This window comes from Streptomyces hygroscopicus (assembly GCF_026168105.1).
GTDB lineage: Bacteria > Actinomycetota > Actinomycetes > Streptomycetales > Streptomycetaceae > Streptomyces > Streptomyces hygroscopicus_D.
The window spans coordinates 159,910-180,966 of record NZ_LBMW01000004.1; the positions used below are offsets into that span (position 1 = coordinate 159,910).

The 21,057-nt window shown below is 70.0% G+C and carries 18 protein-coding genes; 12 read left to right on the plus strand and 6 right to left on the minus strand.

From position 1 onward, the window contains the following. The first annotated feature begins 158 nt into the window (after positions 1-158). On the plus strand, positions 159-1,118 hold the full coding sequence (locus tag AAW14_RS06100; protein WP_265560654.1) for an ROK family protein: 960 nt from the start codon (positions 159-161) through the stop codon (positions 1,116-1,118). A 204-nt stretch (positions 1,119-1,322) separates the two neighbouring features. Here the strand turns inward: AAW14_RS06100 and AAW14_RS06105 are convergent, their stop codons facing one another. Beyond that, entirely contained in the window at positions 1,323-3,344 is a 2,022-nt protein-coding gene (locus tag AAW14_RS06105; protein WP_265560655.1) for an NPCBM/NEW2 domain-containing protein, read from the minus strand. Between the two features lie 264 nt (positions 3,345-3,608). Here AAW14_RS06105 and AAW14_RS06110 point away from each other — a divergent pair, with 264 nt between their 5' ends. The 7 genes from AAW14_RS06110 to AAW14_RS06140 all read left to right on the plus strand — a co-directional run bounded on the left by AAW14_RS06110 (position 3,609) and on the right by AAW14_RS06140 (position 11,245). Then, positions 3,609-3,803, plus strand: coding sequence for a hypothetical protein (locus AAW14_RS06110; RefSeq protein ID WP_265560658.1), 195 nt, complete (start codon positions 3,609-3,611; stop codon positions 3,801-3,803). A 153-nt stretch (positions 3,804-3,956) separates the two neighbouring features. Then, entirely contained in the window at positions 3,957-4,997 is a 1,041-nt protein-coding gene (locus AAW14_RS06115) for an NUDIX hydrolase (protein WP_265560660.1), read from the plus strand. A gap of 240 nt (positions 4,998-5,237) precedes the next feature. After that, positions 5,238-7,052, plus strand: coding sequence for an ABC transporter family substrate-binding protein (locus AAW14_RS06120; RefSeq protein ID WP_265560662.1), 1,815 nt, complete (start codon positions 5,238-5,240; stop codon positions 7,050-7,052). Positions 7,053-7,160: 108 nt separating this feature from the next. Continuing rightward, positions 7,161-8,147: an ABC transporter permease gene (locus AAW14_RS06125; RefSeq protein WP_265560664.1), complete on the plus strand. Its 987-nt coding sequence runs from the start codon at positions 7,161-7,163 to the stop codon at positions 8,145-8,147. Then, the gene (locus AAW14_RS06130; RefSeq protein ID WP_265560665.1) at positions 8,140-9,060 is read left to right on the plus strand and encodes an ABC transporter permease; all 921 of its coding nucleotides are present in this window, start codon (positions 8,140-8,142) and stop codon (positions 9,058-9,060) included. Before AAW14_RS06125 ends, AAW14_RS06130 begins: the two co-directional genes overlap by 8 nt. Then, positions 9,057-10,178 (plus strand): ABC transporter ATP-binding protein, encoded by a 1,122-nt coding sequence (locus tag AAW14_RS06135; protein ID WP_265560666.1) that lies wholly within the window; start codon positions 9,057-9,059, stop codon positions 10,176-10,178. Before AAW14_RS06130 ends, AAW14_RS06135 begins: the two co-directional genes overlap by 4 nt. After that, a complete protein-coding gene (locus tag AAW14_RS06140; RefSeq protein WP_265560667.1) occupies positions 10,175-11,245 on the plus strand; it encodes an ABC transporter ATP-binding protein in 1,071 nt (356 codons plus the stop codon). The genes AAW14_RS06135 and AAW14_RS06140 overlap by 4 nt, the downstream gene beginning before the upstream one ends. Here AAW14_RS06140 and AAW14_RS06145 read toward each other — a convergent pair. Together AAW14_RS06145 and AAW14_RS06150 are read right to left on the minus strand one after the other, a co-directional pair. After that, a complete protein-coding gene (locus AAW14_RS06145; protein WP_265560668.1) occupies positions 11,218-12,270 on the minus strand; it encodes a protein kinase family protein in 1,053 nt (350 codons plus the stop codon). The genes AAW14_RS06140 and AAW14_RS06145 overlap by 28 nt on opposite strands. Positions 12,271-12,416: 146 nt before the next feature. Further along, positions 12,417-13,772, minus strand: a complete 1,356-nt coding sequence (locus AAW14_RS06150; RefSeq protein ID WP_265560669.1) for a dipeptidase — start codon at positions 13,770-13,772, stop codon at positions 12,417-12,419. Between the two features lie 194 nt (positions 13,773-13,966). Here AAW14_RS06150 and AAW14_RS06155 point away from each other — a divergent pair, with 194 nt between their 5' ends. Then, positions 13,967-15,202, plus strand: coding sequence for a geranylgeranyl reductase family protein (locus tag AAW14_RS06155; RefSeq protein WP_265560670.1), 1,236 nt, complete (start codon positions 13,967-13,969; stop codon positions 15,200-15,202). Here AAW14_RS06155 and AAW14_RS06160 read toward each other — a convergent pair. Beyond that, the gene (locus AAW14_RS06160; protein WP_265560671.1) at positions 15,192-15,653 is read right to left on the minus strand and encodes a nitroreductase/quinone reductase family protein; all 462 of its coding nucleotides are present in this window, start codon (positions 15,651-15,653) and stop codon (positions 15,192-15,194) included. The genes AAW14_RS06155 and AAW14_RS06160 overlap by 11 nt on opposite strands. Before the next feature lie 212 nt (positions 15,654-15,865). Between AAW14_RS06160 and AAW14_RS06165 the strand changes: the two genes are divergently transcribed. From AAW14_RS06165 to AAW14_RS06175, 3 genes are all read left to right on the plus strand, one after another. After that, positions 15,866-16,555 carry a TetR/AcrR family transcriptional regulator gene (locus tag AAW14_RS06165; RefSeq protein ID WP_265560673.1) on the plus strand — a complete coding sequence of 230 codons (690 nt, stop codon included), beginning with the start codon at positions 15,866-15,868 and terminating at the stop codon, positions 16,553-16,555. A gap of 91 nt (positions 16,556-16,646) precedes the next feature. Next, entirely contained in the window at positions 16,647-17,885 is a 1,239-nt protein-coding gene (locus AAW14_RS06170) for a sensor histidine kinase (RefSeq protein WP_265560675.1), read from the plus strand. After that, positions 17,882-18,547 carry a response regulator transcription factor gene (locus tag AAW14_RS06175; RefSeq protein WP_265560677.1) on the plus strand — a complete coding sequence of 222 codons (666 nt, stop codon included), beginning with the start codon at positions 17,882-17,884 and terminating at the stop codon, positions 18,545-18,547. Before AAW14_RS06170 ends, AAW14_RS06175 begins: the two co-directional genes overlap by 4 nt. Before the next feature lie 141 nt (positions 18,548-18,688). Here the strand turns inward: AAW14_RS06175 and AAW14_RS06180 are convergent, their stop codons facing one another. After that, positions 18,689-20,170 (minus strand): MFS transporter, encoded by a 1,482-nt coding sequence (locus tag AAW14_RS06180; RefSeq protein ID WP_265560678.1) that lies wholly within the window; start codon positions 20,168-20,170, stop codon positions 18,689-18,691. A 143-nt stretch (positions 20,171-20,313) separates the two neighbouring features. Continuing rightward, on the minus strand, positions 20,314-21,054 hold the full coding sequence (locus tag AAW14_RS06185; protein ID WP_265560681.1) for a maleylpyruvate isomerase family mycothiol-dependent enzyme: 741 nt from the start codon (positions 21,052-21,054) through the stop codon (positions 20,314-20,316). Positions 21,055-21,057: the final 3 nt, after the last annotated feature.

A 21,057-nucleotide genomic window follows, 5' to 3' on the forward strand; every position in this document is an offset into this window, starting at 1 on the left:
GTTGTCAGATGCGGGGGAGACTGTCCACCGCACTCTCCGGCCCGCGCCTTCCCCCAGGGGCGCCTCCTGCCCGTTCCCGGCCGGAGGCCCAGACACCGCGTCGGCGGCCGCCGTACGTCGGGAACGGTACGACCGAAGCATTGGGAGATCTGACACTGATGCACACCGACCTAGTGGCCGCGCTCGACATCGGCGGCACCAAGATCGCCGGAGCGCTGGTGGACGGCCACGGCCGGATCCTGCTGCGCGCGCAACGCGCGACACCCGCGCAGGAGGACGGCGACACCGTGATGGGCGCCGTGGACGACGTGATCGGGGAGCTGGCGGTCTCTCCGCTCTGGGGCAGGGCCCGAGCCGTCGGCATCGGCAGCGCGGGTCCGGTGGACGCCTCCGCGGGGACGGTGAGCCCGGTCAACGTACCGGGCTGGCGCGACTATCCGCTGGTTCAGCGGGTCAGGACGGCGACCGGGGGCCTGCCCGTCGAGCTGATCGGCGACGGCGTGGCCATCACCGCCGCCGAGCACTGGCAGGGTGCGGCCCGGGGGCACGACAACGCGCTGTGCATGGTGGTGTCGACGGGTGTGGGCGGCGGTCTGGTCCTGGGGGGACGGCTGTACCCGGGCCCGACCGGGAACGCCGGCCACATCGGGCACATCAGCGTGGACCTGGACGGCGATCCCTGCCCGTGCGGCTCGCGCGGCTGCGTGGAGCGCATGGCGAGCGGGCCGAACATCGCCCGCCGGGCTCTGGAAGGCGGCTGGCAGCCGGGCCCGGACGGCGACACCTCGGCCGCCGCGGTGGCCGCCGCCGCGCGTGCGGGCGATCCGGTGGCCGTGGCCTCCTTCGAGCGGGCCGCCCAGGCGCTGGCGGCGGGCATCGCGGCGACCGCGACCCTGGTCGAGATCGACATCGCGGTCATCGGCGGGGGAGTGGGCAAGGCCGGCAACGTCCTCCTCGCACCGCTGCGCAGGGCCCTGGCCGACTACGCCACGCTGTCCTTCGTCCGGCGCCTGACGGTGACGCCGGCGCTGATGGGCACGGACGCGGGCCTCGTGGGCGCCGCCGCGGCGGCCCTGCGCCGCAGCGACAACGCTCCGACGGCGGGCATCGCGACCTGAGGCAGCCCATGGCCTCCCGTGCGGCCGCCCGCATGTCCCGCCCGGTGCACCACAGGAGCAGACAAGTGCCGGAGATGAGCGGCGCCGACGCCCCCGGACGTACTGAGGCATCACGCGGAGCCGGACGGTACTCATCAGGGCCCTGCTGCGTATCGAGGAGACGTCCCCGGCGCGGGTTGCGCCGGGGACCTCCCGAGGGGGCGGTCAGCAGCTCAGCTTGGCGTCCGCCCAGTCCGCGTGGTCCGAGTCGATGCCGTCGCCGCCATCGGTGACGACCAGACGGATCACCCGGGCACCGGTGATATCTGCGGTCAGCGGCCGGGCCGGCATCGCGTTGGTCAGCACCCCGGTCGAGGCCACCTTCGTGCCGTCCGCCCAGACTTCGAACGCGACCGTGCCCTTGTCGCCCTTCTCGTCGTCCACGCCCACGTCCGCCGTGAGCTTCGAGCACGCCCCGCCCGTGTAGTAGGAGATGTCGCTCGGGGCGTGCGCGCCCAGGCCCTTGGGGTAGGTGACACCGCCGATGGTGATCGGATGTCCGTCGCCCGCGCCGTTCTCCCCGTTGCTGGTGTCGCGCTCGACCGGCCCGTATCCGTTCGCCGCCGACACCCATGGCAGGTCGCTGAGATACGAGACCCCGGCGGGCGGCGGCACAACGACGGTCACCGTGACCGGCACCCTGCTCTGCGCCGGCGTCCCGGTCGGCGACCGGTAGAGCACGCTCGGCGTCAGCTCGTACGAGCCCGTCGCCGTGCCCTGAGGCACCGTCACCTTCCACGAGGTGTTCAGTGAACTTCCCGTCCCCAGCGCCCCCACCGTCGACGCCGAGGCCGCCCGCACCGTCCACCCGGCAGGCCCGCTCAGTGACACGGATACCTGCCGGGCCGGAGTCCGGCCCAGATCGGTGGCCGTGGAGGTGAAGGACGCCGCCCCGCCTCGCGCGACCAACGGGCTGCCGTCCAGACCGAGTTCTACCGCGGGCGGATGCTGTGCCCAGTGCTGGTCGGTGCTGACACGGACGAGGACCGTGCCGTGCGCGGGCACCATCGCCGAGATCGTGCCCGCGGTGTTGTAGCTCTGGTGCTGCCACAGGTCGCGCAGTGTGTAGGCGCTCGCCTCCGGCAGGCCGACCGCGGTCGCTGTCGTGGACATCCGCCGGGCACTGCCCGTTTCGTTGAAGAGAGCCACCGCCCGGCTGCCGTCGCGCATTTCCTTGGCCACCACCCAGCGCCCGCCCTCGGACGAGAGCACCGTGCCCTGCTTGCCCAGCGGGTCCTGGTCGACGGCGATGACCTCCTTGTTGTGGAGGATCTCCAGCGTCGCCGCAGAAGCCTTGCGCAGATCGGAGCCGATGAGCAGGGGCGCCGCCATCACCGACCACATGGAGAAGTGGCTGCGGTACTCGGTGTCGGTCATACCGCCGTTGCCGACCTCCAGCATGTCCGGGTCGTTCCAGTGTCCGGGACCCGCGTACGGTGCGAGCGGAAGGTTCTTCTTGAGGAGCGACAGCATCGAGCCCCAGTTGTCACTGATGTCGCCGGTGGTGCGCCACAGTTGGCCGACGCCCGGCGCCCACTTCCACGGTTCGTTCTCGCCCCACTCGCAGATGCTGTAGACGATGGGGCGGCCGGTCGCTCTCAGGGCGTCTCGCATCGTGGTGTAGCGCAGCTTGGCGTCCACGCCCTGGTTATTGCAGTTGTCGTACTTCAGGTAGTCCACGCCCCAGTCGGCGAACTGCCGTGCGTCGCTGTACTCGTGGCCGAGCGCGCCCGGAAACCCCGCTACGTCGCAGGTCCTCGTGCCCGCGCTGGTGTAGATTCCGAGCTTGAGTCCTCTGGCGTGGACGTAGTCGGCAACGGCTTTGATCCCGTCCGGGAAGCGGGCGGGATCCGGCACGAGTTTGCCGTCAGCATCCCGTGTCGGCAGAGCCCAGCAGTCGTCGAGGTTGACGTACTGGTATCCGGCGTCCTTCAGGCCCTTCTCGACGAACAGGTCAGCGATCCCTTTGACCATCGACTCGTTGAACTCGGGCCTGCAGTGGGTGGAGTTCCAGTTGTTGAAGCCCATCGGCGGGGTGAGGGCGAGACCGTCGGCCACTGCGGGTGCGGCCGGGGCCGTTGCGGGCGCCGCCAGGGCCGGTGCGGCGAGCCCCGTGGTGCACAGCAGTCCTGCGGCCAGCACGCCGACGGCTCTTCGGCTGGTTGTGCGGGTGCATAGATTGCGCATCGGTACTTTCCTCCGCTACAGGGAAAAGTTGGCCATAAGCATGCCCACATCAATCACGGATGGTTACGGTAGACCTTGTTGAACTCTGATGGAAGGAGAGTGATAGTGGTTGTTCAATTCCCGTCGAAACCCTTGGCATAGGGCAATCCGGCAGCGAGATCCACGTCTTGCGTTCGGTTGTGTTGAGTGACGGTCCGAGGGGAGTTGGACCTGTCGGCCGCCCGGATGCGTGACCCCTGTCCCGGTTTCGCAGTTGAGCAGGGCATGAAGAAGCGCAGCATGCTCGCCATCGCCTCCCTGGCCGCCGGATTCGTGGTGGCCGCCGTCAGCCCGTCCCACGCCGCCGACCATGAACCGCTCGGTGATCTCCACGTCAAGGACACCCTCAGCACCGTCGACCAGACCCTCGGGCACGAGGGCCCCGTCGCGGACGAGGGCGCCCTCGGTCAGAACGGCTGACGGAGAGAGTGCGTCGCGGCGCCGGTGCCCCCGGACGGCAGGGGTACCGGCGCCGCGGCGCGCCTGCCGCCGGAGGTGCCCTCATCAGCGCCGGGTTTCCGTGGCAGGGTGGAGCGGGCAAGCCTCAGGGGGCCAAACAGAAGAGGGGGAACCGTGATCGTCTGGATCAACGGTGCGTTCGGTGCGGGGAAGACGACCACCGCACGGGAACTGATCGAACTGATCCCGAACAGCACGCTCTTCGACCCCGAGGTCATCGGCGGAGCGCTCACGCACCTGCTCCCGCCCAAACGCCTCGCCGAGGTCGGCGACTTCCAGGACCTGCCGATCTGGCGACGGCTCGTGATCGACACGGCGGCCGCGATGCTCGCCGAACTCGGCGGTGTCCTCGTGGTTCCGACGACCCTGCTGCGCCAGGAGTACCGCGACGAGATCTTCGGCGGCCTCGCATCCCGGCGCATCCCCGTACGCCATGTCCTCCTCGCTCCGGCCGAAACGATACTGCGGGAACGCATAGCCGGCCGGGAGGTCCCTCCCGACCTCCCGGACGGCGAGATGCGCGTGCGCCAGTGGTCGTACGACCACATCGAGCCCTATCGCGCCGCCCTGGCCGCCTGGCTCACCGCCGACGCGCATCCCGTCGACACCAGCGCCCTCACCCCGTACCAGGCCGCCCTGCGGATCGCCGAGGCCGTCAGAACCGGCGAGGCGGCCGTCTGCGACATCGTGCAGACCCCCGAGCCGACCGGTGAGACCGTCGCCGCCGGTGTGCTCCTCTTCGACGAGCACGACCGAGTGCTGCTCGTCGACCCCACCTACAAGGCCGGCTGGGAGTTCCCTGGCGGAGTCGTCGAGCCCGGAGAGGCGCCCGCCCGCGCCGGCATGCGCGAAGTCGCCGAGGAGACAGGGATCACCCTCGGCGAGGTTCCCCGACCCCTGGTCGTCGACTGGGAGCCGCCCGCACCGCCCGGCTACGGCGGACTGCGTCTCCTCTTCGACGGCGGCCGCCTCGACAGCGGCGAAGCCGACAGCCTCGTTTTGCCCGGGCCCGAGCTGCGCGACTGGCGGTTCGTGACGGAGGAGGAAGCGGCCGATCTGCTTCCGCCGGTGCGCTACGAACGGCTCCGCTGGGCGCTGCGGGCCCGTGAACGGGGCGCGGCGCTCTATCTGGAAGCCGGTGTGCCGGTCGGCTGAACCGGCTGACTCCCGTGGCGGCGCGTGGGGTTGACGGTGCGTCTGACTCGTCTGTCACCGGCTGATTTTGCCTGGCATGGGGGGTTCCGAAAGAAAACCAAGGAGGAATCGACGCCATCCCGGTATGAATCGGGATGCGTGCGACGGGACGCGATCGCCTTACGGTATGTGCGCAGCTCATCTCTCTGGCGGCTGCGGGCCGCCCTGACAAGCCGGATCACCGCCGGCCGAAGGAGGGACATGCGCGCGCACTCATCGGCCCTCGCCCGGGGCATCACACTCGCCGCCGGGCTCACCCTGGTCCTTGCCGCATGCAGCAGCGGCGGAGGAGGCGGCTCCGGCAAGGGCGGCTCGGCCGGGCTCTCGTCCTGCGGCGCCCAGGGCAACGCGAACACCTGCAACTCCGCCCCCACCAAGTCCGGCGGAACGTTCACCTACACGCTGGAGAAGAACATCCAGCAGTGGAACGTGCAGGACTCCAACGGCAACACCTTCGAGAACGGAGAGACCCTCGGCGTCGTCCTGCCCCAGGTCTTCGTCCCGCAGCCGGACTTCTCCGTCGCCCTCAACACCGATCTGGTGACCTCGGCGACCCAGACGAGCACCAGCCCGCAGACCTTCGTCTACAAGATCAATCCGAAGGCGTCGTGGAACGACGGCACGCCCATCACCGCCGACGACTTCGTCTACTACTGGCGCACCAACAACGGCAAGGACTGTCCGCCGCCCCCGGCGAGCGACGCAAGCCAGACCAAGGGCTGTCTGCCGCAGAGCACCGCCGGTTACGACCGCATCAAGTCGGTCACCGGCTCCGACGGCGGCAGGACCGTCACCGTCGTGATGGCCAAGCCCTTCTCCGACTGGAAGCAACTGTTCGGCGCGGGCTATCCGCTCTTCCCGGCACATGTCGCCGAGAAGCTCTCGGGAGCAACGGCGGGCGACGCCGCCCATATGACGGCCGCTCAGATGACCCAGGGCTGGCAGTACTTCCAGAAGACCCCGCCGAGCAAGTACGCGACCGCCGGCCCGTACAAGATGCAGGACTGGACGGACAACGACCACGCCACATACGTTCCGGATCCGAAGTGGTGGGGTGTGCACAAGCCGACCCTGCAGCGGCTCGTCTTCAAGGTGATCACGGACGCCACCCAGGAGCCGACCGCGCTGCGCAACAACGAGGTGCAGGGCATCTATCCGCAGCCCGAGGTGGATCTGGTCAACCAGATCAAGGACATACCGAATGTCACGTACACCATCGGCAGCGGGCTGACCTGGGAGCACTTCGACCTCAACCTGCACAACCCGGTGCTCGGCGCGTACCCGGCGCTGCGGCAGGCGATGTTCACGGCCATCAGCATCAAGGACATCGTGTCCAAGACGGTCGGCCAGTTCGACCCGAAGGTGAAGCAGCTCGGGAGCCACAACTACGTGCCAGGCCAGGCCGGTTACCAGGACCTGGTCACCAGCACCGGACAGGGGTCGGGTGATCTCACCAAGGCCAGGAAGTATCTGACCGACGCCAGGTTCACCGGAGTCGGGACGGCGCTGAAGTCCCCGGACGGCAAGACCGTGGGACCCTTCAACTGCCGCTACACGACCGGCAACCAGATCCGGCAGAGCGAGTGCCAGATCCTGCAGAGCGACCTGGCGAACCTCGGCATCAAGGTCACCATCAAGCCGATCGGCGCCGCCGATCTCGGCACGGTCCTCACCGGGCACCAGTACGACATCATCGTCTTCGCCTGGGTCGCCTCCCCGTTCCCCAGCGCCAACGCGCAGCAGAACTGGGTCACCGGAGGGGGTGGCAACTACGGCGGCTACAGCAACAAGCAGGTCGACCAGCTCGTCGCCCAGGCCGTCGGGGAGCCCGACTCCACGAAGGCGGCGACCCTGCTCAACCAGGCGGACTCGATCATGGTGAAGGACGCCTATGTCCTTCCGCTGTACCAGAAGCCGACATTCCTCGCGGTGCAGAGCCGGTTCGTGAACATGCGGGACAACGCCACGAACGTGGGCCCGCCGTACAACACCGCCGAGTGGGGTCTGAAGAAGTAGCCCCGTACCACCGCGTACGACTGCCCGGTCCCGGCAACTTCGGGGCCGGGCCCCGGCACCGGCACCCCGCACCGGCCGGCCTCGAATCGGCCTCCGAGAGAAGACCGCATGCTCGCCTACACCGTGCGCCGCATCCTCGTCTCCGTACCCGTCCTGATCGTCTCCACGTTCGTCGTCTTCCTGGTCGTCGTCAACTCCGGCGACCCGGTCGCCAACTTCGCCACCTCCCGGCAGCCGGCCCCGAGCAAGGCGGCCGTCGCCGCGTTCGCCCGGCACATCCACGCCGACCAGCCGGTCGTCGAGCGCTACTGGAACTGGATCACCGGAGTCCTGCACGGCGACTTCGGCCCGTCCGTACAGTCCAACCTGGACATCGGGCACGACCTGTTCACCCGCTTCCGGGTGACCGTCACCCTGGTGGCAGCCGCGATGATCATCGCCCTGCTCCTTGCCGTGCTGTTCGGCGTGTTCAGCGCGATCCGCCAGTACTCCGTCGCCGACTACGTCATCACCTTCGTCGGCTTCCTGTTCCTCGCCATGCCGGTGTTCTGGTTCGCCGTCCTGCTCAAACAGGCCGGAATCCGGTTCAACGAGAGCACCGGCAGCCAGTTCCTCGGCACGATCGGCGAGAAATCGCCGTACCTCGACGTCGACACCGCCTGGAACGAGTTCACGGACCGCATCGGCCATCTGGTCCTGCCCACGATCACCCTCGCCCTGGTCTCCTTCGCGTCCTGGACGCGCTACACCCGCGCCTCCATGCTGGAGGTCCTCAGCAGCGACTACGTTCGCCTTGCACGTGCCAAGGGGCTGCGCCGCGGCAAGGTCATGACCCGCCACGCCCTGCGCACTGCCCTCATCCCGCTCACCACCGTCACCGCGCTCGACATCGCGATCATCCTCGGCGGTGCCGTGGTCACGGAGACGATCTTCCAGTGGCACGGCATGGGCGAGATGCTGGTCCAGGCGGCCACGACCGTCGACGTCTACCGCACCATGGCGTGGCTGCTGCTGTCCGCCGTGGTCGTCATCGGGTTCAACCTCGTCGCCGATCTCCTCTACGCCGTACTCGACCCGAGGATCCGCTATGACTGACATCCGGGCACACGGGTCCGCAGGCACCGAAGTGCCGGGCGCCGAGCGCGAGTTCACCGTCCGGCAGCGCAGCCAGACCCAATTGGTCCTGCGCCGCTTCCTGCGCCACCGGGCCGCCATGATCAGTCTGGTCGTCTTCGCGCTGATCGTGGTGTGGGCGTTCATCGGCCCGCACCTGTGGCACTACTCGTACCAGAAGTACACCCCGGACAATTCTCAAGCCCCGTCCTGGAAACATCCGTTCGGCACCAACGCTTCGGGGTACGACGCCTACGCCCAGGTCATGCGCGGCACGCAGACCTCGCTGAAGATCGCCATCCTGATCGCCCTCGGGTCGACCCTGGTCGGCGCGGTGTGGGGGGCCATCGCGGGCTTCTACCGGGGCCTAGTCGACGCCGTCATGATGCGCATCGCCGATCTCGTCCTGACGCTGCCACTGTTCGCCATCGCCCTGGTCATCTCCTCCCGCAGCGGCGGCTCCTGGTACTGGATCGCGGTCGTCATCGCCGGGTTGACCTGGGCATATGTATCCCGAGTGGTGCGTTCCACCGTGCTGTCGCTGAGGGAGAAGGAGTTCGTGGAGGCGGCCCGGGCGCTCGGCGCCTCCGATGCGCGGATCATCTTCCGGCATCTGCTGCCGAACGCGCTGGGTCCGATCATCGTGAACGCGACCGTGCTGGTGGCCACCGGCATCCTCACCGAGACCGCGCTGTCCTTCCTCGGCTTCGGCGTTCAGCCGCCCGACACCTCCCTGGGGCTGCTGGTCGCCCAGGCGCAGACGGCGGTCGACACCCGGCCCTGGCTCTTCTACATCCCCGGCGCGTTCATCATCGCCATCGCCCTGACCATCAACTTCATCGGCGACGGGCTGCGCGACGCCTTCGACCCCCGGCAGCAAAGGGTGCGACAGTGACGACCACGAGCAGTGAGGGAGTGCAGGCGGGCGCCGCCACGGACGCGGTTCTCGAAGTCGACGGTCTCGGTGTGGAGTTCCCCACGGAGGACGGGATCGTACGGGCCGTACGCGGTGTCGGCTACCGGCTGGGCCCGGGCGACTCGCTGGGGATCGTCGGCGAGTCCGGGTCGGGGAAGTCCGTCACCGCCATGGCCGTGATGGGGCTGCTGCCGGCCAGTGCCAGGGTGCGCGGCTCGGTGCGTTTCGAGGGCACCGAACTGCTCGGACTGTCCGACGCGCGACTGTCGGACATCCGAGGCAGCGGTATCGCGATGATCTTCCAGGATCCGATGACCTCCCTCAATCCCGTCTACACCGTCGGCTACCAGATCATCGAGACCCTCAAGCGGCACAACCCGGAGTTGAAGGCCCGGGCCGCCCGTGCGCGCGCGGTCGACCTCCTGGGCACGGTCGGCATCCCCGGCCCCGAGCGCCGCATCGACAGCTACCCGCACGAACTGTCGGGCGGTATGCGTCAGCGAGTCGTCATCGCCATCGCCATGGCCAACGACCCGGACGTGATCATCGCCGACGAACCGACCACCGCGCTGGACGTGACCGTGCAGGCGCAGATCCTCGACGCGCTGGAGACCGCCCGGGCCGAGACGGGCGCCGCACTCGTCCTCATCACCCACGATCTGGGCGTGGTGGCCGGCCACACGGACCGGGTGGCGGTGATGTACGCGGGCCGGATCGTGGAGAGGGGCTCGGTCGAGGACATCTTCTACACCCCGCGCATGCCCTACACCCTTGGTCTGCTCGGCTCGCTGCCCCGGCTCGACCGTGAGGAGGAACGTCTCACCCCGATCACCGGATCGCCGCCCTCGCTGCTGAACCTGCCACCCGGCTGCCCGTTCTCCCCCCGCTGCCCGATGCGGCGGGAGGCCTGCGACCGGGAGGAGCCGTCGCTCGGTCCGGCCGGGCACGAGGGCCATCTCAGCGCCTGCCACTTCGCCGGCGAACTCGTCGACACCGACCCCGGGGAGGTCTTCGACGCCGTGGGCGCCGACTCCGAGGCCCTGGCCCGTTTCGCCGACACGACTTCCACCGGGAACCCCGAGGAGGACTCCGTATGAGCGCTCCCGTGCAGGCCGCCGCACCGCTGCCCCCGCTTCCCGGCCACGGAGGCACCGGCGATCCCGTCCTGCAGGTCCGCGATCTGGTCAAGCACTTCCCGGTCATGTCCCGGGGCGTCATCCGCCGGCGCGTGGGCGACGTCCATGCCGTGTGCGGAGTCTCCTTCGACCTGTACGAGAACGAGACCCTGGGCCTGGTGGGGGAGTCGGGCTCGGGCAAGACGACGATCTCGCGTACGGTGCTGGGACTGGAGAAGGCGACCTCGGGGCAGGTCCGCTATCGCGGGCAGGAGCTGACCGGCCTGACGAGGCGTCGGATGCGGCCGCTACGGCGTGAACTGCAGATCGTGTTCCAGGACCCGTACGCCTCCCTGGACCCGCGGATCTCCGTGCACGAGATCGTCGCCGAGCCGCTGCGCATCCACGGCCGCTACGGGCCCGGCGCGCCCGACGAGGTGCGCGAACTTCTGCGCCTGGTCGGCCTCCACCCCGAGCACGGCAACCGCTTCGCGCACGAGTTCTCCGGCGGCCAGCGCCAACGCATCGGCATCGCACGGGCGTTGGCTCTGCGCCCGCAGGTGATCGTCCTGGACGAGCCGGTGTCCGCGCTGGACGTGTCCATCCAGGCGGGCATCCTCAACCTGCTGATGGACCTGCAGAGCGAACTGGGGCTGTCCTTGCTCTTCGTGGCCCACGATCTGTCGGTGATGCGGCATGTGGCCGGACGGGTCGCCGTCATGTATCTGGGCCGCCTGGTGGAGATCGCCCCCGCGCGTGAACTGTTCGCCCGCCCTGCTCATCCGTACACCCAGGCTCTCGTCTCGGCGATCCCCCTGCCCGACCCCCGCAAGGAACGGGCCCGCACACGCATCACGGTCCAGGGCGACGTCCCCAGCCCGATCCGCCCGCCGAGCGGCTGCCGCTTCCGAACCCGCTGTCCGAAGTTCGCGAACCAGCTGACCGAGAGCCAGCGCACCTCCTGCGTCGAGCAGGTGCCGGAGCTGATCGACCGGGGCGGCGGGAACCCGGTCGCCTGCCACTACGCGGAGACGGTCGTGCTGCTGTAGGCGTCCCGGAGCGCCTTGTACGGGTACGGGGTCAGGCGGCTCTCGTACTGGAGCCGGCGGCTGAAGCCGGCCCTGACTGCGGTGAGCGGCGCGTGACGGGTGATGATTCCGGCGGCGACGGGCGGGACGCCGTCGGGGCGCGCCCCCTCGGCACATGCGCGCACAAAGGCGTCGCGCTCCTGCCGGTCGTACCCGTACAGGGCCGTCACCAGCCAGTTCACGAGATACGCGGCCATGTATGCGTGGTCGTAGCCGTGGTGCCGGTCGAAGAAGCCTCGTTCCTCGGGCGCAAGCCGGAAGCGGGAGGAGAGGGCGAGCCCGAAGTCGGCGAGGTAAAGGCGGTGCCCGTCGGTGAGTACGTTCTCGAAGTGGGCGTCGAAGTGCAGGACGCCCCGTGCCCGAAGGAGGTCGGCGCTGCCCTTGAGCTGCCGCTCCACCAGAGCGCAGGCGCTGTCGGGGTCGCCCGACGCGAGCTGGGTGCCGAGCCAGTCGTGGAGGGTGTGCGGTACGTACTCCAGGAACAGGGCCACACTCGCCGAGGCCGTGCGCAGCGCCTCGATCCGGTCGCGTACCTGTGAGGCGCCGCTCCAGAAGGCGACCACCCGTTCAACGTCGGCCAGCTCCTCGTGGAGTGGCTGAGGAGCGTCGGGCAGCACCCGCCAGTGGTGCATCAGCGGGAAGCCGGCGAAGTGACCGGCCAGCACCCAGCTCGTGGTCATCGTGTGCAGCGCCAGCTCGCGCCAGGCACCGAAGCCGGGGCTGCCAAGGCCGTAGTGGCACATGGACGGGAGCCCGAAGAGGTTCGCGGTGGAGCGTACGTTCGCGGGCAGCCGCTCGACATCGGTCAGCGGAACGCGCTTGACGAAGACCTGTCTGCCGTCCACCTCGACCAGCAGGGACCGCCCGCCGATCCCGGCGCCGAGCGGGGTGCCCGACGCCACCAGGCCGGCGAGGTCGTGGTCGCTGACCAGGGCGAGGGCCGTGGCGATGTCACTGTGGGAGGCGAGGCGCGCGGCATGGGACATGAATCCACGTTATGCAGACCTGCCGCCCGCAAGCGGCGCGGAAGCGCAGGAGGACAAGGCGCGGCAGGAGTTCGATGACGTCCACGGGACGACCGTGGAAGGGTCCCCGTCCGCGGGCGGGGACCCTCTGCCGAGGGCAGAGCGGCTCAGCTCGCCGCGTAGTTGCGCAGGAACATCGCCTCCGCGACCGACAGACGCTCCAGCTCCTGCGGGGACACGCTCTCGTTGACCGCGTGGATCTGCGCCTCCGGCTCGCTCAGACCGATCAGGAGGATCTCCGACTGGGGGTAGAGCGAGGCGAGAGTGTTGCACAGCGGGATGGAACCGCCCTGGCCCGCGTACTGCATCTCCTGGCCCGGGTAGGCCACCGCCATCGCCTCGGCCATCGCCGCGTACGCCGGGCTGGAGGTGTCCGCGCGGAACGCCTGCCCCTGCCCGATCTGCTCCGTGCGCACCCGGGCGCCCCACGGCGTGCGTGTCTCCAGGTGGGCCCGGAGCAGCTTGGTGGCCTCGGCGGCGTCCACGCCCGGCGGCACCCGCAGGCTGATCAGCGCGCGTGCACTCGCCTGGACCGACGGGGTCGCGCCCACGACCGGCGGGCAGTCGATGCCGAGGACGGTCACGGCCGGGCGCGCCCAGATGCGGTCGGCGACCGAGCCGGAACCGATCAGCTCCACCCCGTCGAGTACCTTCGCGTCCTTGCGGAACTGGTCCTCGGCGTATTCGATGCCATCCCACCGGGTTGCATGGGTCAGCCCGTCGACGGTCGTCGTACCGTCCTCGGCCCGCAGCGAGTCCAGCACGCGGACCAGCGCGGCCAGCGCGTCGGGCGCAGCCCCGCCGAACTGACCGGAGTGCAGATTGCCCTCGAGCGTGTCGACCTGGACGCGGACCAGCGTCATGCCGCGCAGGGTGGTGGTCACCGTCGGCAGTCCCGCGCGGAAGTTGCCCGCGTCGCCGATGACGATGGTGTCGGCCTTCAGCAGCTCCGGGTGTTCCTCGGCGTAGCGCTCCAGACCGCCGGTACCCATCTCCTCCGAGCCCTCGGCGATGACCTTGACGTGCACCGGGACGCCGCCGTTCGCCTTGAGCGCGCGCAGCGCGAGCAGGTGCATGATGACGCCGCCCTTGCAGTCGGCGGTGCCGCGCCCGTACCAGCGGCCGTTACGTTCGGTCAGCTCGAAGGGCGGGGTGGCCCAGCGGGCCTCGTCGAGCGGCGGCTGCACATCGTAGTGCGCGTACAGCAGGACGGTCTTCGCGCCCTCCGGACCGGGCAGGTAGCCGTACACCGACTGCGTCCCGTCCGGGGTGTCCAGCAGTGCCACGTCCTGGAATCCCTCGGCGTGCAGGGCGTCGGCGACCCACCGGGCCGCGCTCTCGCTCTCGCTCCTCGGGAACTGGTCGAAGTCCGCCACCGATTTGAAGGCCACCAGTTCGGTGAGCTCCTCTTTCGCCTTCGGCATCAGCGAGGCGACGGTCTCGGCGACCGGATTCGACGACATGGGGCACGCTCCTTGTGGGTGCGACGTAGTACTGATGAGTACTTCAGCTACGTGTGATCGTGTGGTGCGCGGGCGCGTACTGGTGTGCAGGGCGCCTACGCTGCCGATCCTGCCACAGCGGCCTGCGACGATGCCGCCGTAGGATGCGGGAGACAGGTGCGGCAGGCGGCTTGATCCGGGAGCAGTAGACCATCGTGAGCAGCGAGAACTCTTCGGCGGACGGCGTGCAGCGGGTGTGGGACGTCGTCGTGGTGGGCGCGGGACCGGCGGGGGCCTCGGCCGCGTACGCGGCGGCCGTTGCCGGACGCAGCGTGCTCTTGCTGGAGAAGGCGGAGCTGCCCCGCTACAAGACGTGCGGCGGCGGCATCATCGGCCCCTCGCGCGACTGCCTGCCGCCCGGCTTCGAGCTGCCACTGCGCGACCGGGTGCACGCGGTCACCTTCTCGAACAACGGCCGTTTCACCCGTACCCGCCGCTCCAAGCAGATGCTGTTCGGGCTGATCAACCGCCCCGAGTTCGACCAGCAGCTCGTCGAGCACGCACAGAAGGCGGGGGCGGAGTTGCGGACGGGCGTGACGGTCTCCCGCGTCGAGCAGCACGGCTCCGCCGTGCCGGACCGGCGGACCGTCGCCGTGATCCTGCAGGGCGGGGAGACGCTGCTGGCGCGCGCCGTCGTGGGCGCGGACGGCAGCGCCAGCCGGATAGGAGCGCACGTCGGCGTCAAGCTCGACCAGGTGGATCTGGGCCTGGAGGCGGAGATCCCGGTGCCGGGGACCGTCGCCGAGGACTGGAAGGGCCGGGTGCTCATCGACTGGGGACCGATGCCGGGCAGCTACGGCTGGGTCTTCCCGAAGGGGGACACGCTGACGGTGGGCGTGATCTCCGCACGCGGTGAAGGCGCCGCGACGAAGAGGTACTTGGAGGACTTCGTGGCCCGGCTCGGACTGGCGGGCTTCGAACCGAGTTTTTCCTCCGGGCACTTGACCCGTTGCCGCGCCGACGACTCGCCCCTGTCGCGGGGGCGGGTGCTGGTGTGCGGTGACGCCGCGGGGCTGCTGGAGCCGTGGACCCGCGAGGGGATCTCGTTCGCCCTGCGGTCGGGGCGGCTCGCGGGGGAGTGGGCTGTGCGGATCGCGGAGGCGCACGATGCGGTGGACACGCGCCGGCAGGCCCTGAACTACGCGTTTGCGATCAAGGCCGGCCTGGGCGTGGAGATGAGCGTCGGCAAGCGGCTGCTGACGGCGTTCGAACGCCGCCCCGGTCTGTTCCACGCTGCCCTGACCGGATTCCGTCCCGCCTGGAAGGCGTTCAAGGACATCACGCGGGGCTCCACGTCCCTGGGGGAGATCGTCCGTGACCGTCCGATCGCCCAACGCGCCCTGACTGCACTGGACAAGCGGCCCGCCGAGGGCGGCGAGGTCAGCTCCTGACCGTGATCCGGAAGACGGGGTGGTCGGGGGCGGCCGCGATGATCTCCTCGTCGCTGGACTTGGCTGTGACCCCCTTGAAGTACTGGTTGACCTCCCAGCCCCACTTCTCCAGATAAGTCCGCAGGACCGGGAGCTTCTCCTCGTCGGGAAGCTCCACTGCGATGATCTCGTGGACCTTGCGCCCCAGGCGCAGCTCCCCGCCGCCGGCGACGCGCATGTTGCGCACCCACTGGGAGTGCCCGCGGGCGGAGATGAGGTACTGCTCGCCCTCGTACGTGTGCGGATTGACCGGGATGCGCTGCATCTGCCCGCTCTTGCGGCCGCGCACCGACAGCTCCACGGAGCCGGCGAGGCTGAACCCGTGCCGGGCCAGCCAGCCGACGATGTTGTTGAAGCGGACGGTCATCGGGCTGCCCTTGAGGTAGTAGGGCGACGAAGAAGACGACGACATGGTGACCCCCACCGGTTCGGGAGAGCGGCGCTCTCACCTCGATTTCGAGAGCAGTGCTCTCGCTCGAGAAGCAGTGTGGGGGAGATCGGTGATCCAAGGCAAGAGCACTGCTCTCTTTTTTGTGCGGCGCTCTCGCTGAGTGTCAAACAGCCAAAGAGTGAGCACCGCTCTGTAACGTGTGCACTGCTCTGGAATCGTGGCACACTGCCCGTATGAGCACCCCACGAGGAGCCCGCGCCCGCGCCCGGATGGAAGTCACCGCCGCCATCAAGGACGAGGCGCGCAGACAGCTCGCCGCGGAAGGCGCAGCCCGACTCTCGCTCCGCGCCGTGGCCCGCGAACTCGGCATGGTCTCCTCAGCGCTCTACCGCTACTTCCCCAGCCGTGACGACCTGCTCACCGGGCTGATCATCGACGCCTACGACTCCCTCGGCGAGACGGCCGAGGCAGCGGCGGCCGAGGCCGTCGACGCCACCTGGGCGCAGCGGTGGCTGGCCGTCTGCGAGGCCGTGCGCGGCTGGGCGCTCGCGCGTCCGCACGAGTACGCACTGATCTACGGCTCCCCGGTGCCCGGGTATTCCGCGCCCGAGACCACCATCCCGGCGGCCAGCCGCGTGGGACTCCTCCTGATCGACATCGTGCGCGACGCGTACCGGCAGCGCGGCAACGCCCCCGCACCCCTGCCCGCGGAACTCGAACCCGAGGCCCGTCGCATGGCCGCCGACCTGGCCCCCGACCTGCCGCCGGAGGTGGTCACCGCCATGGTCGCCGCCTGGGCGCAGCTCTACGGACTGATCGGGTTCGAAGTGTTCGGCCAGTTCAACAAGGTGGTGGAGGACCGCGAGGCGTTTTTCCGGCACGCGGCGGCCCGGCTTGCGCACGGTCTGATGGCGCCGCGGTGAGCACGACCGCGGGCGTACTCCCCGCGGAGTACACGTGATCACCTCACCCGGCCGACGTCGTTCCCGGCGGGGGACGTCTAGCGTGAACCCCATGGAGGAACAGCGCGCAGAGGTCCCGTGGCGGTGGCACGGGACCCCGTGGTGGAACCGCTGGGACCACGGGCCCCGTGGCTCACGTCTGCCCTGGCGCTCCACCCTGCTGCTCACGGCCTTCGTGGTCATGGGCACGCACTTCTCCGCCCGCAGCCACCAGGGCGGCCGGATGCCTCTCGACGCCTTCGCCTATCTGCTGCTGCTCGCGGCCTCGGGAGCCCTGCTGTGGCGGCAGCGGTATCCCGCGCCCGTCGCGTTCGTGACGGCCGCGGTCGCCATGGTGTACCTGGGCGCCGGATACCCGTACGGCCCGGTCTTCCTCACCGTGGTCGTCGGCTGCTTCAGCGCCCTTGTCGCCGGGCGCCGCAAAGCCGCGTGGGCGGCCGTCGGGATGTTCTGGGCCGGGCACGCCCTGGTGTCGCACTGGTTGTACCGGTGGCTGCCGCCGCCCGGGGACTCGGCCGCCTCCTGGGGACAGGAACTGCTCATCGCCACCTGGGTGGTGGCGATCGTGGCGCTGGCGGAGCTGGTGCGCGTCCGGCGCGAGCAGTGGGCGCGCGAGCGGTCCGAACGGGCACAGGCCGCGCGGCGGCGCGCCGACGAGGAGCGGCTGCGCATCGCCCGCGAACTCCACGACGTCCTCGCGCACAGCATTTCCGTGATCAACGTCCAGGCGGGTGTGGGCCTCGCGCTCCTCGACTCCGACCCGGAGCAGGCGCGCACGGCGCTCACCACCATCAAAGCCGCCAGCAAAGAAGCGCTGGGGGAGGTGCGTCAAGTACTCGGCACGCTCCGCACGTCGGGCGACGCGCCCCGCGCGCCCGCGCCCGGGCTCGGCAGGCTGCCGGAGCTGGTCGAGCAGGCGGCCCGCGCCGGCCTTGCGGTCACGGTCGAGGGCGAGCCGCCGACCCTCGCGCCCGGTACCGATCTGGCCGCGTTCCGCATAGTCCAGGAGGCCCTCACCAATGTCGTACGGCACTCGGGATCGCGGCACGCGCGCGTGTACGTGGACGGCGCGGATGACGTGCTGCGCCTGCGTGTCGACGACGACGGGCCCGCGACCGGTGCCGATGCGGGCGGCAGCGGCAACGGCCTCGCCGGAATGCGGGAGCGGGCCGCCGCGCTCGGTGGCTCGATCGAGGCGGGTCCGCGCGACGAAGGCGGTTTCCGCGTGCTCGCCGCACTGCCGCTGAAGGTGTCTGCCGAGGAGCCGCCCGATCGCAAGGAGGACCGGTGATCCGCGTGGTGCTCGCCGACGACCAGTCGCTGGTCAGGGCCGGGTTCAAGGCACTGCTCGACGCCCAGCCGGACATCGAGGTGGCCGGGGAGGCCGCCGACGGCGAGGAGGCGTTGCGCAAGGTACGCGAACTGCGGCCGGACGTCGTGCTGATGGACATCCGGATGCCGCTGGTCGACGGGCTCGCCGCGACGCGTCGCATCAATCAGGAGCCGGATCTGGAGGACGTGAAGGTGGTCATGCTCACCACCTTCGAACTCGACGAGTACGTCTTCGAGGCCATCCGCTCCGGTGCCTCCGGCTTTCTCGTCAAGGACACCGAGCCGGCCGAACTCCTGCGCGCGGTACGGGCGGTGGTCGAGGGCGACGCCCTGCTCTCCCCGAGTGTGACCCGGCGGCTGATCTCCGAGTTCGCGGCACGTTCGAAGGAGCCTGCGCCCGCCGTCTCGCTCGCCGAACTCACCGAGCGGGAACGGGAGGTGATGGCCCTGGTGGGCATCGGTCTGTCCAACGACGAGATCGCCCGCCGTCTCGTCGTCAGCCCGCTCACGGCCAAGACCCACGTCAGCCGCACCATGGTCAAGCTGGGAGCCCGCGACCGTGCCCAACTCGTCGTCCTCGCCTATGAATCGGGACTGGTACGGCCGGGCTGGCTGGGCTGAGTCCCCACGCGGGTGCCGCACGGGGTGCCGCCATGGGTGCGCCGCACAGGTGTGCGCCGCGCGGGGCCGCGCCGCGCGGGGGTGCCTCCACGCGTGCGCCGCGCCGGGCCGCACACGGGGAGGCGTCCCCCTCGGGTCGGGCTAGTCGCCGACCGCCACGGGCTCCATGTCCGTCTCCTCCGGGAGAGCCCTGGCGACCACGATGGACTGCTGTGCCCGGCGTGTGCGCATTCCCGGAAGCGTGATCAGCAGGCCCGCCAGGGCGATACCGGTGACCACGATCAGGCCGGGCCGGTAGCTGTCGAGGACCGCCTGTGACGAGGGACGCGCGGGCGCGTTCGCGGTCACCACCGCCGTCACCACCGCGAGGAAGATCGCGCCGCCCACCTGGACCGAAGTGTTGAGCAGACCGGAGACCATGCCCTGCTCATGGTCCTCGACGCCGCTCGTGGCCTGGATGTTGAGAGAGGGGAAGACCAGCGCGCAGGCCGCGCCGATGAGCAGCATGCTCGGCAGAATGACCGCCGCGTAGACCGGGTCGAGGCTCACCCGCAGGAACAGCGCATACCCGGCGACCATCAGCGCGAAGCCCACCGCGATCAGCCGCTGGGTGCCGACGCGATCGACGATCGCGCCCACCTTCGTCGAGGAGACGGCCACCAGCGCGCCCGCGGGCAGGAAGGCCAGCGCCGTGTGCAGCGCCGACCAGCCGAGCAGCGACTGCATGTACAGCGTGACCAGGAACTGGAAGCCGACATACGAGCCGAAGAAGGCCATCGCTCCGAGCTGTGCGCGGATCTGGTTGCCGGAGCGCAGTACGCCGAGCCGGATCAGCGGACCGGCCGAGCGCCGCTCGACGAGGACGAAGACGGTGAGAAGCGCGGCGACGGCGAGGAAGGACAGCAGCGTGCGGGCGGAGGCCCAGCCCACCTGGGGCGCCTGGACGACCGTGAAGACGAGCAGCAGCATCGACGCGGTGCCGACGACGGCGCCGGGGATGTCGTACCCGTTGTGGTCCTTCTCGCGTGCGCCGCGGGGCAGCAGCTTGAGACCCGCGAGCAGGGCGATCACCGCGATCGGGGCGGGAAGCAGCATGGTGAGGCGCCAACTGGCCTCGGTCAGCAGGCCGGACAGCACCAGGCCCATGGAGAAACCGGTGGCCGCGCAGGTGGTGTAGATCGACAGGGCGCGGTTGCGCAGCGGGCCCTCGGCGAAGGTCGTGGTGATGATGGACAGACCGGCCGGCGCGGTGAACGCGGCACTGAGGCCCTTGACGAAACGGCTGGCGATCAGCAGCGGACCCGAGTCCACGAGCCCGCCGAGCAGTGAGGCGAGCGCGAAGACGCCCAGGGCCACCAGGAAGACCTGACGTCGGCCGAGCAGGTCCGCGGTGCGTCCGCCGAGGAGGAGCAGGCCGCCGTATCCCAGGATGTAGCCGCTGACGATCCATTGCAGCGTCGATGTCGTCAGATGGAGATCGGACCCGATGGACGGCAGGGCGACACCGACCATGGACACGTCCAGAGCGTCGAGGAACATCGCGGCGCAGAGCACCAGCAGGGTCCCCCACAACCGAGGGGTCCAGCGTCCCTCGGACGCGCGGGTGGTGAGCGGAGTGATCATGCCTCAGACACTCACATGCGCACGCATTGAATGCAAGTGCATTTAATGCGGGTGCAACACGCGAGGGCGGTAGGGGAGGGCGAGACACGAGTGGGACAAAGAGACGGGTGTGCCTGTGCGGCACCCGGCCGTCCGGTTCCCTCTCAGACGGCGGACTTCCCGCTCCACAGCGCGGCGACCGAGGTGTCCCCCGTCACCTGGGGAAACGGCCGCCGGTTCCAGAGCGCCAGATACAGCTGCGCGGCCGGTCCGCTCACCTCGCAGTCCGCGTCGGCAGGACCGTCCCGCTCGGTCACCGGCGGCTCGGCCGACAGCCGTACGGTCCAGGCGCCACCGTTCTCGTCCGTCGCGCGTACTCGCAGCAGGCGCGGCTCCCCGCTGCGGACGCGGCTCCTGGGGCGGGCGTGGAAGCCGCACAGCAACTCGTCGATGCCGTCCAGCGCGAAGGCCGGGTCGATCGCTGAGGGTGCGCCGCCGCGCGCGGACTCCGCGTCGACCCGGTGCACGGCCGTCTCGTGTGCCTGGCGGCGCGCCCAGAAGACCAGGGGGGACGGCGCCGGCAGAAATTGCCAGCACTCCACGTCGGGTGCGGCCGAGGACAGGATGCCGACGAGGTACCGGTGCCCCTCACGGAACCAGTCCATCAGCTCCGCCCCGTCGAGGTCCGGCAGCCCGCCGACGGGGCGGTGGGCGGTGTGCCCCTCGGCGACGAAGGCGGCCGCCCAGCGGTGCACCGTGCCCATGTGGCGCAGCAGATCCCGCACCTGCCACTGAGGGCAGGTCGGCACCTTGGCGTCGGTGCCGGCCTCCGCGGCCGCCGCGGCCGCCGCGGCGAGCAACCGGCCCTCGCGGTCCAGGGTTTCGATGAACTCGGCAGTCTCCATGGT

Excerpts from the sequence above, each read along its gene's own strand:
- AAW14_RS06100 (WP_265560654.1), top strand. The coding sequence starts at position 159 with ATGCACACCGACCTAGTGGCCGCGCTCGACATCGGCGGCACCAAGATC.
- AAW14_RS06105 (WP_265560655.1), bottom strand. The coding sequence starts at position 3,344 with ATGCGCAATCTATGCACCCGCACAACCAGCCGAAGAGCCGTCGGCGTG.
- AAW14_RS06110 (WP_265560658.1), top strand. The coding sequence starts at position 3,609 with ATGAAGAAGCGCAGCATGCTCGCCATCGCCTCCCTGGCCGCCGGATTC.
- AAW14_RS06120 (WP_265560662.1), top strand. The coding sequence starts at position 5,238 with ATGCGCGCGCACTCATCGGCCCTCGCCCGGGGCATCACACTCGCCGCC.
- AAW14_RS06125 (WP_265560664.1), top strand. The coding sequence starts at position 7,161 with ATGCTCGCCTACACCGTGCGCCGCATCCTCGTCTCCGTACCCGTCCTG.
- AAW14_RS06130 (WP_265560665.1), top strand. The coding sequence starts at position 8,140 with ATGACTGACATCCGGGCACACGGGTCCGCAGGCACCGAAGTGCCGGGC.
- AAW14_RS06140 (WP_265560667.1), top strand. The coding sequence starts at position 10,175 with ATGAGCGCTCCCGTGCAGGCCGCCGCACCGCTGCCCCCGCTTCCCGGC.
- AAW14_RS06145 (WP_265560668.1), bottom strand. The coding sequence starts at position 12,270 with ATGTCCCATGCCGCGCGCCTCGCCTCCCACAGTGACATCGCCACGGCC.
- AAW14_RS06150 (WP_265560669.1), bottom strand. The coding sequence starts at position 13,772 with ATGTCGTCGAATCCGGTCGCCGAGACCGTCGCCTCGCTGATGCCGAAG.
- AAW14_RS06160 (WP_265560671.1), bottom strand. The coding sequence starts at position 15,653 with ATGTCGTCGTCTTCTTCGTCGCCCTACTACCTCAAGGGCAGCCCGATG.
- AAW14_RS06165 (WP_265560673.1), top strand. The coding sequence starts at position 15,866 with ATGAGCACCCCACGAGGAGCCCGCGCCCGCGCCCGGATGGAAGTCACC.
- AAW14_RS06170 (WP_265560675.1), top strand. The coding sequence starts at position 16,647 with ATGGAGGAACAGCGCGCAGAGGTCCCGTGGCGGTGGCACGGGACCCCG.
- AAW14_RS06180 (WP_265560678.1), bottom strand. The coding sequence starts at position 20,170 with ATGATCACTCCGCTCACCACCCGCGCGTCCGAGGGACGCTGGACCCCT.
- AAW14_RS06185 (WP_265560681.1), bottom strand. The coding sequence starts at position 21,054 with ATGGAGACTGCCGAGTTCATCGAAACCCTGGACCGCGAGGGCCGGTTG.